Genomic DNA, 14,698 nt, shown 5'->3' on the forward strand with positions numbered 1-14,698 from the left:
TATAATGAAAAATTACACAAACCCAACGATTGCTGCCATTCAAGCAGTACCTGAAATTTTCAATCTGGAAAAAAGTCTTAAAAAAGCAGCTAATCTAACAAAAGAGGCCGCTGCCAAAGGTGCTAACATCGTTGTTTTTCCAGAATCCTATTTGCCTGCATATCCACGGGGGATGAGTTTTGGTGCGATAATAGGAAGTCGCAACGATGCCGGACGGAGTGACTTTGTTCGATATGTGGAAAATTCTGTTGCTGTACCTTTAGAGGAAACGGATTATCTGGGCGAAATTGCCAAAGAAAATAATGTATATTTGATCATGGGAATCACAGAGCGTGATAATCAGTGGAGTGACACAACACTGTATTGTACTGTGTTATTCTTTAGTCCAGAAGGTGAGTTGCTTGGAAAGCATCGTAAGCTAAAGCCTACTGGATCGGAACGCCTGATTTGGGGTGAAGGTGATGGAAGTACGATGCCTGTTTTTGATACACCTTTTGGTAAAATTGGTGCACTCATCTGCTGGGAAAATTACATGCCACTCGCCCGTGCAGCTATGTATTCCAAAGGTGTGCAGATCTACCTTGCCCCGACAGCAGATATGCGTGAATCCTGGCAATCAACATTACGCCATATTGCCATGGAAGGACGTTGTTTTGTCGTCGGAGTCAATCAGTATGTAACCAAATCCATGTATCCTGAAGATTTGGCCTGCTTTGCTGAACTGGAAAATGCAGCCGATGAAATGTCTAAAGGCGGAAGCGCCATTGTTGATCCACTGGGCAACTATCTTGTGGAGCCTTCCTGGGAACAAGAGGAAATCCTGATCACGACACTTGATTTAAACAAAATTACTGCCGCAAAATTTGATTTTGATCCAGTAGGACATTATGCACGTAATGATATCTTTCAATTACAGATCAATGAAGAAAAGCAAGAACCGAGGAAAAATATGAAACTTTAACTTGCAAAATCTGTATCAGTCAGCAACAGCATGGAGGTAAGAAATGAAAGAAATCATTATCATATTGGCAGAAATAGTTAATACAATTCATGATATATTGATCGACATGTTTGGCCTGCACCTGACTGACAAGCAGCTTCATTTCTGGGTGATTGGTATCATTGGGATTGTAACCTTTTTCTTTGTATATATTTTCTTTAAATTTATCGAAATGATGAAATGGAATATTACTATTCTGGCATTTATTTATACCTTTACAGTCATGGTTGTTTTAGTTTTTGCAATTGAGCTGCAGCAGGCCATTACGAATCGGGGAAACATGGAATTTGCAGATGCCGTCATGGGATTATGGGGTTTTCTGGTATTCTTCTTGTTCTATGCCGTTGTAGCCTTCGTAATTTATATGATGTTTAAATCCTTTAGAAAGAGAAAATAAACGAAATGGAGGAGGTTTACATGGATGTGTTTCAAGCAATTCAAGCACGAAGGGAAATTACAAAATACAAGAATAAACCAATAGATGCTGATATTTTAAATAAGGTAGAGGATGCGGGGTTTTTTGCCCCGACAGGTAATAACCTGCCGTCCAAAAACTTAATTGTTGTTAAGAATCGTGCTAATCTGGATAAACTTGCAGAAACAACACCATATATGAAATGGCTGAAAGAAGCACCTGCAGCTATTGTTATCAGTGGGATACCTGATGCCAGCAAGTACTGGCTGCAGGATACTTCCATTGCAGCAGCATTTGTCTGGCTGGAAGCAGTGGAGGTTGGATTAGGAGCAGCATTCGGTGCAGTCTATCATTCAGAGGATGAACAGGAATCGATTGACAGAGAAAACCATGTGCGAGGCCTGCTGGATATACCACAGGATTACCGTGTGGTTGCGATTTTGGGTCTTGGTTATCCGGAGGAAACTCCAAAGTCGAAGAAACATATTGCACGGGAGAATGTGGTTCATTATGAGAAGTTCGACGGCGCATCTGACTGAACTACTTTTATAAAAACAGCTAACAATGGTTGTGGTTTTAAAATAAAGTTTGGTGAAATTGTGTTGATTGTAGAATTCTTTAAATTACGCAATCAGGGATTGTAGATTTTCAAACCTTCCTTCCATTCGTGTTTCAAATGAATTATTATTAATATGCTTATAGTGGATTGGAGTGAAATGTAATGGGAACTTATTGGGGGGCAACGGGAATATCAAAGCGCTTTATTAATGAATTGCAAAGATATTGTGAGAATAATCATCAAATAGAAAAAGTTGTTTTATTTGGGTCCCGTGCAAGAGGTGACTATCACAGGTCTTCTGATATCGATTTGGCTGTCTTTACTATAAATAGTACTCATTCTATACAGAATTTAATGGAACACTCTATATACGAATTGCCTACACCATTAAAAATTGATGTGGTTTTTATGAACCGGCTATCTAAGGAAAAGATGATTTTAAATATCCAAAAAGAGGGTGTGGTTATTTATGAACAGGGAAAGGCTCTACGAGAAGCTTGATGATTATAAACGTGCGAGTAGCCGGCTTAATGAAGCAACAAAAATTCAAATATACGATGATATTGTTTACGACGGCGTTATACAGAGATTTGAATTTACTTTTGAATTAAGCTGGAAGTTGATGAAAATGTATTTAGAATATACGGGGATTATGAACTCGGGAAGTCCCAGGGCAACTATCAGAGAAGCTTATACATACGGTTTAATTGAGGACGGGGAACAATGGATTGATATGATGATAGACCGAAATAAAACTTCCCATCTCTATGATGAAGAGGAAGCTAGACTGATTTATAACAAAGTGAAAAGCACCTACAGCTATCTTTTGTCTAAACTGGGTAGTACCTTGGAAGAAGAATTAAAAAAGATAAGATAGTTTTTAGGTAATTGTTACTATTAGTGGGACAGCTGAAGCCAGCAAGTATTGCAGCAGGATACTTCCACCGCAGGCTGCATTTGTCTGGCTGGAGGCAGTAAAATATATAACCTGAGTACCATCAATTAGTTATTTGTAGTTTTTCCATTACTGAAGTTTCAAGAGTGATTAATAAAAAAATTCCAAATAAAATGAACACATTGGATCGTTTATTAACAATTCTTGAATTTGAATTAACATATATCCCTTCTGATTATACACCATATTTAATTCCAGATATCCGTGATGAAAAGGATATTCCTATTCTTTTGTCACTCGCAATTGCTGAACCCGGTATTTTGATAACTAGAGATAAAGACTTCCATACTGATGAAATTAAGGAATATACAACGGTTTATACACCATCTGACTTTCTTCGGGATTTTACATAGTCAAGGAGAGATTTTTTCACCGGAAAGGCCACTTGTTTTAATGAATCCCCATCTAAATTCACCTGTAAGTTTGAAGATCAGTATAATAAAAAAACAGATGGGTTTATTAATTTCAAGAAGAATCCATTTTGAACAATCTTCTTTTAAAATGGATTCTTCTACTTAATCGTAACAGATGGGTTTGTAAGTGTTTTTAACCAAACTTTATTCGCAAGCTACAGTAGAAATATTGTTCGCTGAAAACATATGGAGCCTTCACATCAAATTGAAATCATTAGACAAATAAGTATGACAAAACTGACAACTTCAACTGACTCTAATGCAGCAAGCCTGATTAACTCCCGTATTAACGGCTTTTTGTTACCATTTTCTGCTTCAAGCCATAGGAAATCATCTGTAAAGATCATCATCATCTCTCTATATCCAACAATTATTCCCCAAACCAATGTGAAGGTACCAATGAGCAATGCAGCAAGCCAGGTGTTTCCATATGCCGTATTCCATAAAATATCCCACGATACAATGGGACCCAGAATAGTGCCAAGCAATATTCCTGTAACGATAACAAAAAATCCAGCCAATGTAAGAAAATGATGCGCCCATTTCATTAGAGAGGTAAGAAATTTTCGTTGAATAGCAAGTGACAAACTCATCGTTGCAGGATAAACACCCCAGCCAATAAACATAATTCCCCCTGCCCAAACAATGGCAAGAAATATATGAATCAAAAGAATAATTTCACGCATCACACTCACCTTCCGTCCCATGTGTATAGTGTAATGGCTTTTTGTTAATATAATGTGATCATTATCACGTTTATAGTTACGAATGCAACGGAATGGTGAACTAAAATGTGTAATGTTATGATAATAAGTATAGATTAATAAAGAATAGGAGACTTATAGATGCTTAAAGCAATTATTTTTGATTTGGACGACACTCTGCTTTGGGATAAAAAGAGTATTGCAGAGGCTTTTAATTCCACGTGTAAACTTGCCGAGGCAAAGTATGGAATTAATTCTGCAAAATTAGAAGAGAGAGTAAGAGAGAATGCCAGAACGTTGTACGCTTCGTATGATACATATGATTTCACACAGATGATTGGAATTAATCCATTTGAAGGACTGTGGGGGGATTTTTCAGATGAGGGTGATGCTTTTCAGAGATTAAAGGAAATTGTACCTGTCTATCGAAAGGAGGCCTGGACAAAGGGATTAAAGGATTTGGGAATTGACGATCCTGAATTTGGATCTGTACTTGCGAAAGACTTTCCTGAGAAACGCAAGGAAAAAGCATTTGTTTATGAGGATTCATTTAGCGTTTTGGATCAACTGAAAGGCAAATACCAATTGCTGCTGCTTACCAACGGGTCACCGAGTCTTCAGCAAGCAAAGCTTAAACTCACACCTGAATTCAATTCTTATTTTGAACATATCGTTATCTCTGGAGCATTTGGAAAAGGAAAGCCAGACCCGGCAATTTTTGCACATGCATTGGAACTTCTTTCTGTTCGAAAAGAAGAGGCGTTGATGGTGGGAGATAATTTAAATACAGATATAATAGGAGCAGTACGATCTGGGATAGATTCGGTCTGGGTGAATCGCCATCAATTGGAAAGAGGAGATGTGAGTCCGACATATGAGATTACTAGTTTGAGTGAGCTTATGCCTTTGATTCGATAAAGGCATACAGCTAAAAGAATTGGGGTATAAAATCGAAAATGAATAAGTAAGTTTTGTAAATACCAATAAAATGGTGGAAGTATTTGGAGTAGGGTAGTTAGGCAGGTTGAATAAACAACAAATATTAAGGGCTTAGAGAAAAAATCTCTAAGCCCTTTTAATGTGAAATGAGTAGAGCAATTCTAAAAATAGTCAAATACCGCATTGACATATAAAGAAACAACTGTTATGGTTATACACACATGTATATAACCGTATAAGTGTATAACGGTTCTACAGAATGGTGGTGAATAAAGATGAGCAACCCGTTTGATCAAGATAAACCTATCTATATACAGGTACGCGAAAAAATAGAAGATCAAATTATCAATAATCAATTAAAAGAAGGGGAGCAAGCACCTTCGACAAACCAGCTTGTGAATTTTTACAAAATCAATCATGCCACTGTATCAAAAGGAATAAATCAGTTAGTTGATGAAGGAATTCTTTATAAAAAGAGAGGGATCGGTATGTTTGTCGCAGAAGAAGCAAAGGAAAAACTGATCGGACAGCGAAAAGAGGCATTTATTGAGGATTATGTTTTGAGGCTCGTGCATGAAGCTGAAAAACTGGAAATTACAGAAGCTGAAATTATTCAATTTATAAAAAGAGTGAAAGGTCGTGACTTGTAATGAATGTTAAGGTCGAAAATTTAGGGCTGCGTTATGGCAGGGATGATGCATTAAAAAATATTACATTTGAACTAACGGATAAGAAAATATATGGGCTACTCGGAAGAAATGGCGCAGGAAAAACATCTCTTCTATCTATTCTGGCATCCTTCCGGGAAGCAACATCTGGGTCAATTACGATGAATGGAGAAGTACCGTTTGAAAATGCGAATATCATGCAACAAGTACTATTTTTGTACAACAAAGATTTTAAAGATGAATCAGACAATATAAAATCAATGCTTAAAGATGTACAAAGGTATCGGCCAAATTTTGATATAGACTATGCGGAGCATTTGATTAAGCGATTTAAACTTGATAAGAAGAAACCGCTTAAGAAATTTTCAAAAGGAATGCAATCCGCATTTAATGTGGCGGTTGGTTTAGCAACGAGAGCACCTATAACCATATTTGACGAAGTATATCTTGGAATGGATGCACCTTCAAGGGATATTTTTTACAAGGAACTCTTGCAGGATCAAGCAGAATATCCTCGAACCTTCATCCTTTCCACGCATCTTGTTTCGGAAATGGATTATTTATTTGATGAAGTTATTTTATTACACAAAGGAGAAATTTTACTTCATGAGGATGTTGATTCCTTTACCATAAAAGGGGCTAAGGTAACGGGAAGGAAGGATTTAGTGGATGAATTTGTAGGATCCAAGAAGCAATTAAATATAGAACAACTTGGAGATACAAAAGCGGTTGTCATTTATGGAGAGCTTAGTCAAGAGGAACGAAAAGTAGCATCGCATGCTGAGCTCGAAATATCAAACCTTTCATTACAGGATTTATTTATCCATTTAACAGGAGAGGAAAAGGAATATGAAACAAAATAATCATTTCCCTAAAATTGCTTTAGACATGTATGTTATGCAATTGACTTGGTCATTGGGATTTTTTGGTATCATGTTAATCATTCATTTTTGGAGAATAGGAAGGCTGACATTTTTCCAGGGAGATGAAGTTGATACCTTTTATAATTCAGTATTTACTACGGCGAATATTTTTATGCTTGTCATTGGTATTATCTGTATTCATTTTCTTCCGCATTATGTAGAAAATGGTGTGACGAGAAAGGATTATTTTAAAGGTGCACTTCTTGCATCGATTGGGTTATCTATTTCTCTTCCAATATTGGCATTCATTATCTCTTCAATAACGAAGGCAATAGTGAATATAAATTATCGGGAAGCGGACATTAATTCCGTCATTCAGGAAATAAATGGTGATGTTGGTGATATCATTGGAGATATTGTCCAGACAGTTATATTATCGCCACATGTTGATCCCAGTAGTAACTGGCTATTAGCCCTTGGAGTATTTAGTTTAAATTTATTTATGTATTATTTACTAGGTTGGCTAATCAGCGCAAGCTTTTACAAATATGATTTTATAATTGGTATAGTTTCCATTGTTGCTTCTATCCTTATTTTAATGTTTGGAGACACCATGATAAGAATAGCCTTGGATTTGCCTATATTTGATAGGTTTTCTGCATTAGCATCACTCCCATCGAGTATTACTTTATTCGTTATATTGCTAGTCATTATTCTTCCTGTTTGGATTATTCGCCAGCTAACGAAACGGGTTACGATTAAAATGTAAGTGTGAATGGAAGGGCGGGGGCTAGGTTCTGTCAGGAATTCTGACTCCTTGTCTTTTGATAATTAGGTTAAGGTTTATGTTACAATAATAAAAAGTTATTAAACTATAATTGGGTTGTTTAACAAGGAGGTACTTATGAATTGCGAAAGCGCTTTACACCAAATTGAAGTTGCCGTCAAAACAATAATTGAAATAATACATAAATTAGATGAAGCAGATTTACAAAAAAGACCAACATTTAATAAGCAGTCTATCGGAGAATTATTGGAACATATTGCGGTAATTTGTGAAGCAGACTGGCGTATCTCTAACGAGGCAACCCAAGAAGAGATGGGAAATTTTTATTCTACTATATCATATAAAACTTTAGATTCAATAGAAGAAGGTTTGCTTAGTAATTTTAATTCATTAAAAAATAATTATATGGATTTAAAGGACATAGATCTTTTATATCAAACTACTTCCTATTGGGGTTTGACTTATACAAGATATGAATGGTTGTTAGAGATATTAGCACATGTTTATCATCATAGAGGACAATTACATGCTATGCTTGTTCATTGTTACGATAAAGACCCTAAAATTTTAATGTTTGAATAATCTTCTTAAATAGGTGCTTTGGTTCAAGAAGATCTATTTCTTGTGGTACGAATGGAGAAGGTTAGTTAAAGTAGAAATGCCTTAATTTGTATCTTGTCAAAATAAAGCGTATTTAGCTATTCGATTAGTTAATCCCAGAGCATTATTAAAAAAGGTTGTTGAATCCATTAAATGTACGAAGGGGATTTATATGGCATATACATTTAGCATTTTGACACAAGAACAAGCAGAAATTATTGCATTTAACTGGCATTATGATGGGGAGTATTCTTTTTATGATATGGAAGCTGATAAAGAAGATTTAGACGAATTTTTAAACCCAGAAAAACGAGGGAATTCAACGTTTGCTGTAACAAAAGAGAGTGAATTGGTTGCTTTCTTTAGTATTCGTAAAGTTGCTGACAGAACTTTTGATATTGGCTTAGGAATGAGTCCAGATTTAACTGGAAAAGGCAATGGGATAGAATTTTTAAAGGCAGGCATTAACTTTATTCAAACAAAATTTAAACCTGAAAAAATCACATTATCAGTAGCAACTTTTAATCAAAGAGCGATAAAACTATATAGAAAAGTCGGATTTAAAGATGTAGAGACTTTTATGCAAGATACAAATGGCAGCACATTTGAGTTTTTGAAAATGGAATATAAATGTTAATAACTTTTCTTAAAGTAGCTGGTTCAATTCAATAAGAGTGATCGCTTCAACAAAAATCTGAATAGTTTAATAATATTGAAAATTTTTTATTGTACAGTTCCGTATGTAATAAAAAGACGGGATGTTTTATGTTTCATAAATTAGAGGGAGGAGAATTTAATGTTAAAAAGATTTTTAATACTATTAATTGTTTCTGGCATATTTTTAACAGCTTGTTCAAAAACTGAAGAGTTGGTTTATATCTGGAAAGGTGATGATTGGAAGGTCAATTATGGAAGAGATGAAAACTTTACTTTTAAATATATCGGAGAGGAACCTATACCAGAGAAGATAAGTTATATTATGGAACAAGGAAAATCAACAGCTGATGGTAATAATCTTCCCTCTAGTGATAATGGTGTTTGGTTTGTGAATGGATCATTCGATGATGATGCTGAAGATATAAATTTAACTGTACAGTGGGATGGGAAGTCGGAAGAGATTGATTTAGTAAAGGAGTAGTGGGTTTTATTAAATTCTTGTTAAGCTAAGGTGTGAATGTTAATTAGAATAAGAAGTGAGGAACGAAAAGTGGGTTATGGTTGGAAAACGTGTCCTTCTGATGTAAAAGATTTTATTTATAATCTAAAAAGAGAGATTAAGAAAATAATCAATGAAGATTTCATAGGGTTTTATATACACGGTTCTTTAGCTATGGGAGGGTTTAATCCTAAAAGTAGCGATATTGATGTTTTGGTTATTACGAAGAAATCATTGAAAGTTGAGGATAAAAGGAATTTAGCAAAGCTCTTATTTATATATTCTAATGCCCCATTTCCAATTGAGATAAGTTTCCTAAGTACAGACCAATTAAAGGATTGGCAACATCCCTGTCCATTTGATTTTCATTATAGCGAGTTCTGGAGAAAACGCTATGAAAATGATTTGTTAAGGGGTACATATAAATTTATAAATGAAGATATTAGCACTGATGCAGATATAGCTGCACATATAACGATAACTAATTACAGAGGTATATGTGTAGAAGGGGAACCTATTAATGAAGTTTTCCCTTTCGTTCCAAGGTCAGATTATATATCGTCAATAGTAGGTGATTTTCAGGAGTGTCTGGAGAATATTGAAGAAGACCCAATTTATTGTTCGTTAAATTTGTTAAGAGTATTTTGGTATCTAAAAGAAGGAGTAATTTCATCAAAGCAAGAAGCTGGTAACTGGGGACTAAAAACGTTGCCACAAGAATTAAGAAGTACAGTTAGAAAAGTGGTTGATATATACACGGATAATGAAGGGATCTGCACTTTTGATGAAGGTGAACTTTTATCGCTAAGAAATTATCTGGCAGAAAAGGTGCAAGGGTTATTACACTAGCTGGTGCAAATCTTGAAAAGGAATTGCGCTCTTGATCAATTAAGCTTGCAGGATAACTGAAAAAACGCTAGGGGGATTATAATGGATACAACAAAACAAAATAGCAACGCTTGGGACAAGAAGGTTGAAGAGGGTTCTAGATACACCCAATCTGTAAGTAGCGAAATAATTAAAAAAAGTAAATCAGGTGAATGGGAAATTACAGTCACTACTGAAAAAGCAGTTCCAGGGAATTGGTTTCCACCATCTTTAGAGGGATTAAAAATCCTTTGCTTAGCATCTGGTGGAGGGCAACAAGGACCAGTTTTAGCTGCTGCCGGAGCAGATGTAACAGTTACTGATATTTCAAAAAAACAATTGGAACAAGATGAAAAGGTTGCCAAACGTGATGGACTAACTTTAAAAACAGTACAAGGAGATATGGCAGACCTTAGCGATATTGAAGATGAATATTTTGATATTGTTGTTAATCCCGTTTCAAATTTATTTGTGAAAAATGTTCGTCCTGTATGGAATGAAGCTTAAAGAGTTTTAAAAAATAGAGGTATTTTAATTGCTGGATTTACGAATCCTCTGCTATGGATTTTTGATGATAATCAAGAAAGAAAAGGCATTCTTGATGTGAAACATTCCATCCCTTCATCCACTTTAGACTATCTGCCAGAGGTCGAAGTTCAGGACTATATCAGTTCAAGCCAAACAATAGAATATGCACATACTTTGGAAGACCAAATTCAAGGACAAATTGATGCTGGATTTGTTATTTCAGGTTTTTATGAGGATGATTTTGGTGGAACAAGAATACTAGACAATCATATTAAAACTTTTATTGCAACGAGGGCTATTAAATTAAAGGTCGATTAATATTTTTCTTGTGAAAGGTAGGATACTAGATAGGGCTCTTTAAAAAGCATGACACGCCTTGTGCCGCCCCTAAATCTAGTAAACCCATTTTTTAGGAGTGATTACGAATGAGTATCGAAAATGGAAAAATATACCCGGACTGCCTAAGTATAACTAGAACGGTCGAGGTGGGCGGCCTTACGAAGTCGCAACTTATCCAGAAATTGCAACAACACTCTATTATGATGAACGAATACGGAGCGAGGCTATTTGCGGATGATAATTTTACGACATCTGCTAAGGCATACAGAATGAAGACTGTTGAGCTTACCGTGCGCAATCTGGGCTTGACTGAGGGAGCTACTACCGCTCAACTATTTAACAGAGCGAGCCAACATGGTTAGGGATTGTGTCCACTTGAACTGGCCCCTCATCTAAGACTGGAGTACCTTGATCAGCCTGAAGGTAATTCGAGAAAGTCTTCCCAGCTACATCAAGCACCGTATGGCTCCATCACAATAGCCTCAAAGCCACTAACCGAAGACGAATTTTTCCCGAAAGGATCTTATCTCAGACGAATCAACGGTGTTCTCTGGTTGCGTGGATACGTTGCCGATGCCGAACACGTTTGGATGCCTGATGATTATTTTATCTTTTTTGTCAAAAATGGACTGTGAATAAGTGAGCTTTAATAAAATTAATTTAATCATTACGTACATAATTTTTACAACGCAGTAATTTCAATAATTATATTTGGAAGGAGTTTTTATGAGACTAAATATGCTATTTGGAACTTTGCTTGGTTTTACTGCTGTATTTTTAATACTTGGTTTATGGAAAGGTGAGTTTTACTGGATTTGGTGGATTTCAATGCTTATGGGTGGGACAATAGGTCATCTAATAATTGCCCTTCTTGAGCGAAAGATGAAAAATAAACAGAAATAAACAAACGGGTTTGTTTGCCATAGCACAGTCGCAAAAAAGGGGAACACTATTGATGAGCCTATATTATCAAAATTATTTAAACTTACTTAAAAAGAACTATATGTTAGTTATAATGGCATCAATGCTATTAGCTATAACCTTTTTTATATGGACTGGTTTTTCTATATTTATAATAGGGAGCTTAGTAGCAAATTTAACTACTAATGTAGCAATTATCCATTTTTGTATTTCACTATCAGGAGGACTTCTTTTTTCTGCTAGTTCAGCAAGCCAATGGCAACAAACATTATCTGGATCTTACGCAATTGGGCGCAAATAAGCCATTTTTGAATTCTTAAACAATATAAACATTAAATTGGGCCACTTATTTGCTCATAGAAAACAAGGAAGGTATTGATATAAATGGATTTACTTAACCTTTCTACCCTTCAAGTAATGGACATGAAGGAATTAATGAGTATTGCTTCAGAATTAAGGTTATTCCATTAAAATGACGCTTTTATGGAATAGCATAAGTAGAAAATGGTCAAACTTTATTTCACAGCTACATTTAAGCGGATCAAGAAAATCAATCATTTCATGAATATTCCTTGACAAGAATATTCCAGAATAGGTATACTCAGAAGGTGTGGAGGGGGAACGTCTTATTAATTTAGCAGTTGTCATGGTAAGGGGGTAAATCAATTCGTGAATCAAACCATATTAAATGCACTTGCAGAGCCCAATCGATTTCGAATTGTTGAATATTTGAAGGAAGGTCCCCGAACAGTTGGGGAAATTTCCAACCATCTTCAAATTCGTCAGCCCCAGGCATCTAAACATCTTCGCGTTCTCAATGAAGCGAAAATTGTAGAAGTGCAAGCAGAAGCTAATCGACGCATTTATAAACTGCGTCCAGAACCATTTCAAGCATTGGATCAATGGTTGGCTTCATATCGAAATATCTGGGAAGAACGATTCGAACGCTTGGACAATTATTTAAGCGATTTGCAAAAAAAAGTAAGGTGAAAATGATTAATGATAACGAAATTGGATTCAAATGATGGACATGAATACCATTTACAAGACGGTATGGCCTAATTGAAGGTGCGAGTCAGATACTTGATCGTCTGAAACAGCAGCAATCAGCAATGGGTTGAAACTGGAACTGGCAGTCTAAGAAAGAAAGGAGGATTAACCATGAGCGATCATAAACATATCTATGAAACGACTTCGAGAGTGGAAGGACGGGAACTTGTCGTTGAACGTATCTTTGATGCACCGAGAGAACTTGCGTTTAAAGTTTTTACAGACCCGAATCATTTGGAAAGCTGGTGGGGACCGAAAGGGTGGAAGACGACAAATTATAAGACAGATATTCAACCTGGTGGTGTCTGGCATTTCTGTATGCGCTCCTCTGACGGGCAAGAATCATGGGGAAAGGCATTATATCATGAAATTGATGAGCCAGAGCGAATTGTCTATACGGATGTTTTCTCTGATAAAGAAGGAAATACGGTTGAAAGTATGCCGGAAATGCTGGTTACGTTGACTTTTATCGAATATAAAGGGAAGACGAAAATCGTTAACCGTACGCAATTCGCTTCTGAAAAACAGTTGGAATCCATTGTTGACATGGGAGTTGTCCAAGGTTTTACAGAAATGTGGAATTGTCTCGAAAAGCATCTGCAAAACATCCAAAAGAAATAAGAAAAGATGACTGAAATCCACAAGAGTAATCGAGTCACCTAATGTAACACATCTCAGATTTCAGGTAATAAAAAATATACGAGGAGAATGAACATGAGAAAAATTATTGTAACAGAATTTCTTACACTTGATGGTGTTATGGAAGATCCAGGTGGTGGTGATAAATCTGAGTACGGTGGATGGAGTGCCCAGTTCTGGAGTAAGGAATCGGAGAAATTTAAGCATGATGAACTATTTGCAAGTGACGCTCTCTTACTGGGGCGTGTAACCTATCAAGGGTTTGCGGCTGCATGGCCAACGATGACAGATGATACAGGATTTGCTGAAAGAATGAACAGTCTTCCAAAGTATGTTGTTTCAACAACACTGGAGGATGTAGAATGGAATAATTCGAGGCTGATTAAAGGTAATTTAGCAGAAGAAATATCTAATTTAAAACAGGAATCTGGTCAAGATATTACAGTTCATGGCAGTGGTCAATTAGTCAATTCACTGATGCAGCATGACCTCATCGATGAATATAGACTCATGATTCATCCAGTTGTTGTGGGTGGTGGGAAACGTCTATTTAAAGAAAATTTAGATACGAAAAATTTGAGTCTTGTAGGGACACAAACGTTTAAATCCGGCATAGTAGTTCTGATTTATAAGTCTGTTTAGCAGATTTATTTAGGTTATTATTGGAACTAAAGAAAGCATCCTCATTTCTTTCTGCGCTAAAACTGAGACGCTGGAAGATCATCCGACGAAAAGATTGTTGCAAATCCTGTACCAGAGAAGGCTGGGACATAACTTGAAAACTAATTGATTTTAGAACAAATCATAAAAATAAAACCGCATGAAATCAAGGTTTGGTGGTTAACCCCAAAAGTTAAAGTTTTTATTATGGAGCAGATGGCGCTGACTTTTCCACACTATTTTCTGAATACCCTAAAAGTTGATTAAAACTCAAGGGCAAAGATTATTCAAAAAGAATAGTCGCATCATTATGCTAATGTGGCAGAATTAGTTGATCGGTAAAAATAAGGGAGGCAAATGTTGAAGAAAGAAACGAAAAAGAAATGGCTATACCTTTTAATTGGAATGGTTCTGTTACTTTACTTTTTTTATTTTCAAAACAACTCAATCGTAACAACTGAATATACAATCCGTTCAGACAAGCTTCCTCAAAATTTTAATGGATATAAAATTGTTCAACTATCTGACCTACATAATAAGTCTTTCGGGAATAATCAAAGTGACCTAGTAAACTTGACAGTCCAAAGTTCTCCCCCATATAATTCAAAAAAAAGCCTACAAAAGCCGGTTTTTGC

Annotated in this window: 20 protein-coding genes and 3 pseudogenes; 22 read left to right on the top strand and 1 reads right to left on the bottom strand. The window is 35.9% G+C overall.

Annotated features, from left to right (window positions below):
• Window positions 1-4 precede the first annotated feature (4 nt).
• The 6 genes from AC6HVZ_RS14470 (at window position 5) to AC6HVZ_RS14495 (ending at window position 3,282) form a co-directional block, all read left to right on the top strand.
• Window positions 5-961 carry a carbon-nitrogen hydrolase family protein gene (locus tag AC6HVZ_RS14470; RefSeq protein WP_497558884.1) on the top strand — a complete coding sequence of 319 codons (957 nt, stop codon included), beginning with the start codon at window positions 5-7 and terminating at the stop codon, window positions 959-961.
• A gap of 43 nt (window positions 962-1,004) precedes the next feature.
• Window positions 1,005-1,397, top strand: coding sequence for a hypothetical protein (locus AC6HVZ_RS14475; protein WP_497558885.1), 393 nt, complete (start codon window positions 1,005-1,007; stop codon window positions 1,395-1,397).
• A 20-nt stretch (window positions 1,398-1,417) separates the two neighbouring features.
• Window positions 1,418-1,954, top strand: a complete 537-nt coding sequence (locus tag AC6HVZ_RS14480; protein ID WP_497558886.1) for a nitroreductase family protein — start codon at window positions 1,418-1,420, stop codon at window positions 1,952-1,954.
• Between the two features lie 182 nt (window positions 1,955-2,136).
• Entirely contained in the window at window positions 2,137-2,475 is a 339-nt protein-coding gene (locus AC6HVZ_RS14485; protein ID WP_497558887.1) for a nucleotidyltransferase domain-containing protein, read from the top strand.
• Window positions 2,444-2,851, top strand: coding sequence for a nucleotidyltransferase substrate binding protein (locus AC6HVZ_RS14490; RefSeq protein WP_497558888.1), 408 nt, complete (start codon window positions 2,444-2,446; stop codon window positions 2,849-2,851). Before AC6HVZ_RS14485 ends, AC6HVZ_RS14490 begins: the two co-directional genes overlap by 32 nt.
• 164 nt (window positions 2,852-3,015) lie before the next feature.
• Window positions 3,016-3,282: a hypothetical protein gene (locus AC6HVZ_RS14495; protein WP_497558889.1), complete on the top strand. Its 267-nt coding sequence runs from the start codon at window positions 3,016-3,018 to the stop codon at window positions 3,280-3,282.
• A gap of 260 nt (window positions 3,283-3,542) precedes the next feature.
• Here AC6HVZ_RS14495 and AC6HVZ_RS14500 read toward each other — a convergent pair whose 3' ends face one another.
• A complete protein-coding gene (locus AC6HVZ_RS14500; protein ID WP_497558890.1) occupies window positions 3,543-4,028 on the bottom strand; it encodes a hypothetical protein in 486 nt (161 codons plus the stop codon).
• 159 nt (window positions 4,029-4,187) lie between these two features.
• Between AC6HVZ_RS14500 and AC6HVZ_RS14505 the strand changes: the two genes are divergently transcribed.
• The 16 genes and pseudogenes from AC6HVZ_RS14505 to AC6HVZ_RS14580 all read left to right on the top strand — a co-directional run.
• Window positions 4,188-4,964 (top strand): HAD family hydrolase, encoded by a 777-nt coding sequence (locus AC6HVZ_RS14505; protein ID WP_497558891.1) that lies wholly within the window; start codon window positions 4,188-4,190, stop codon window positions 4,962-4,964.
• A gap of 296 nt (window positions 4,965-5,260) precedes the next feature.
• A complete protein-coding gene (locus AC6HVZ_RS14510) occupies window positions 5,261-5,635 on the top strand; it encodes a GntR family transcriptional regulator (protein WP_497558892.1) in 375 nt (124 codons plus the stop codon).
• Window positions 5,635-6,516 (top strand): ATP-binding cassette domain-containing protein, encoded by an 882-nt coding sequence (locus AC6HVZ_RS14515; RefSeq protein WP_497558893.1) that lies wholly within the window; start codon window positions 5,635-5,637, stop codon window positions 6,514-6,516. Before AC6HVZ_RS14510 ends, AC6HVZ_RS14515 begins: the two co-directional genes overlap by 1 nt.
• On the top strand, window positions 6,503-7,285 hold the full coding sequence (locus AC6HVZ_RS14520; RefSeq protein ID WP_497558894.1) for a hypothetical protein: 783 nt from the start codon (window positions 6,503-6,505) through the stop codon (window positions 7,283-7,285). The genes AC6HVZ_RS14515 and AC6HVZ_RS14520 overlap by 14 nt, the downstream gene beginning before the upstream one ends.
• A 135-nt stretch (window positions 7,286-7,420) precedes the next feature.
• Complete coding sequence (locus AC6HVZ_RS14525) at window positions 7,421-7,885, top strand: DinB family protein (protein ID WP_497558895.1); 465 nt, start codon at window positions 7,421-7,423, stop codon at window positions 7,883-7,885.
• A gap of 190 nt (window positions 7,886-8,075) precedes the next feature.
• Entirely contained in the window at window positions 8,076-8,540 is a 465-nt protein-coding gene (locus tag AC6HVZ_RS14530) for a GNAT family N-acetyltransferase (RefSeq protein ID WP_497558896.1), read from the top strand.
• Window positions 8,541-8,699: 159 nt separating this feature from the next.
• Window positions 8,700-9,041, top strand: a complete 342-nt coding sequence (locus AC6HVZ_RS14535; RefSeq protein WP_497558897.1) for a hypothetical protein — start codon at window positions 8,700-8,702, stop codon at window positions 9,039-9,041.
• Between the two features lie 69 nt (window positions 9,042-9,110).
• Window positions 9,111-9,908: an aminoglycoside adenylyltransferase domain-containing protein gene (locus AC6HVZ_RS14540; RefSeq protein WP_497558898.1), complete on the top strand. Its 798-nt coding sequence runs from the start codon at window positions 9,111-9,113 to the stop codon at window positions 9,906-9,908.
• 81 nt (window positions 9,909-9,989) lie between these two features.
• Window positions 9,990-10,772 (top strand): annotated as a pseudogene (locus AC6HVZ_RS14545) (class I SAM-dependent methyltransferase).
• A 107-nt stretch (window positions 10,773-10,879) separates the two neighbouring features.
• Window positions 10,880-11,428: pseudogene (locus AC6HVZ_RS14550) on the top strand (helicase).
• Between the two features lie 91 nt (window positions 11,429-11,519).
• Window positions 11,520-11,696: a hypothetical protein gene (locus AC6HVZ_RS14555; RefSeq protein ID WP_497558899.1), complete on the top strand. Its 177-nt coding sequence runs from the start codon at window positions 11,520-11,522 to the stop codon at window positions 11,694-11,696.
• Between the two features lie 52 nt (window positions 11,697-11,748).
• Complete coding sequence (locus AC6HVZ_RS14560) at window positions 11,749-12,015, top strand: hypothetical protein (RefSeq protein WP_497558900.1); 267 nt, start codon at window positions 11,749-11,751, stop codon at window positions 12,013-12,015.
• Between the two features lie 368 nt (window positions 12,016-12,383).
• Window positions 12,384-12,704 (top strand): ArsR/SmtB family transcription factor, encoded by a 321-nt coding sequence (locus AC6HVZ_RS14565; protein WP_497558901.1) that lies wholly within the window; start codon window positions 12,384-12,386, stop codon window positions 12,702-12,704.
• A gap of 171 nt (window positions 12,705-12,875) precedes the next feature.
• Window positions 12,876-13,385: an SRPBCC family protein gene (locus AC6HVZ_RS14570; RefSeq protein WP_497558902.1), complete on the top strand. Its 510-nt coding sequence runs from the start codon at window positions 12,876-12,878 to the stop codon at window positions 13,383-13,385.
• A 93-nt stretch (window positions 13,386-13,478) separates the two neighbouring features.
• Complete coding sequence (locus tag AC6HVZ_RS14575; protein WP_497558903.1) at window positions 13,479-14,045, top strand: dihydrofolate reductase family protein; 567 nt, start codon at window positions 13,479-13,481, stop codon at window positions 14,043-14,045.
• Window positions 14,046-14,423: 378 nt separating this feature from the next.
• Window positions 14,424-14,698, top strand: a pseudogene (locus AC6HVZ_RS14580) (hypothetical protein); the annotation flags it as partial.

Source organism: Oceanobacillus sp. NCCP-135 (genome assembly GCF_059698015.1).

Excerpts from the sequence above, each read along its gene's own strand:
- AC6HVZ_RS14470 (WP_497558884.1), top strand. The coding sequence starts at position 5 with ATGAAAAATTACACAAACCCAACGATTGCTGCCATTCAAGCAGTACCT.
- AC6HVZ_RS14475 (WP_497558885.1), top strand. The coding sequence starts at position 1,005 with ATGAAAGAAATCATTATCATATTGGCAGAAATAGTTAATACAATTCAT.
- AC6HVZ_RS14480 (WP_497558886.1), top strand. The coding sequence starts at position 1,418 with ATGGATGTGTTTCAAGCAATTCAAGCACGAAGGGAAATTACAAAATAC.
- AC6HVZ_RS14485 (WP_497558887.1), top strand. The coding sequence starts at position 2,137 with ATGGGAACTTATTGGGGGGCAACGGGAATATCAAAGCGCTTTATTAAT.
- AC6HVZ_RS14490 (WP_497558888.1), top strand. The coding sequence starts at position 2,444 with ATGAACAGGGAAAGGCTCTACGAGAAGCTTGATGATTATAAACGTGCG.
- AC6HVZ_RS14500 (WP_497558890.1), bottom strand. The coding sequence starts at position 4,028 with ATGCGTGAAATTATTCTTTTGATTCATATATTTCTTGCCATTGTTTGG.
- AC6HVZ_RS14505 (WP_497558891.1), top strand. The coding sequence starts at position 4,188 with ATGCTTAAAGCAATTATTTTTGATTTGGACGACACTCTGCTTTGGGAT.
- AC6HVZ_RS14510 (WP_497558892.1), top strand. The coding sequence starts at position 5,261 with ATGAGCAACCCGTTTGATCAAGATAAACCTATCTATATACAGGTACGC.
- AC6HVZ_RS14515 (WP_497558893.1), top strand. The coding sequence starts at position 5,635 with ATGAATGTTAAGGTCGAAAATTTAGGGCTGCGTTATGGCAGGGATGAT.
- AC6HVZ_RS14520 (WP_497558894.1), top strand. The coding sequence starts at position 6,503 with ATGAAACAAAATAATCATTTCCCTAAAATTGCTTTAGACATGTATGTT.
- AC6HVZ_RS14525 (WP_497558895.1), top strand. The coding sequence starts at position 7,421 with ATGAATTGCGAAAGCGCTTTACACCAAATTGAAGTTGCCGTCAAAACA.
- AC6HVZ_RS14530 (WP_497558896.1), top strand. The coding sequence starts at position 8,076 with ATGGCATATACATTTAGCATTTTGACACAAGAACAAGCAGAAATTATT.
- AC6HVZ_RS14535 (WP_497558897.1), top strand. The coding sequence starts at position 8,700 with ATGTTAAAAAGATTTTTAATACTATTAATTGTTTCTGGCATATTTTTA.
- AC6HVZ_RS14555 (WP_497558899.1), top strand. The coding sequence starts at position 11,520 with ATGAGACTAAATATGCTATTTGGAACTTTGCTTGGTTTTACTGCTGTA.
- AC6HVZ_RS14560 (WP_497558900.1), top strand. The coding sequence starts at position 11,749 with ATGAGCCTATATTATCAAAATTATTTAAACTTACTTAAAAAGAACTAT.
- AC6HVZ_RS14570 (WP_497558902.1), top strand. The coding sequence starts at position 12,876 with ATGAGCGATCATAAACATATCTATGAAACGACTTCGAGAGTGGAAGGA.
- AC6HVZ_RS14575 (WP_497558903.1), top strand. The coding sequence starts at position 13,479 with ATGAGAAAAATTATTGTAACAGAATTTCTTACACTTGATGGTGTTATG.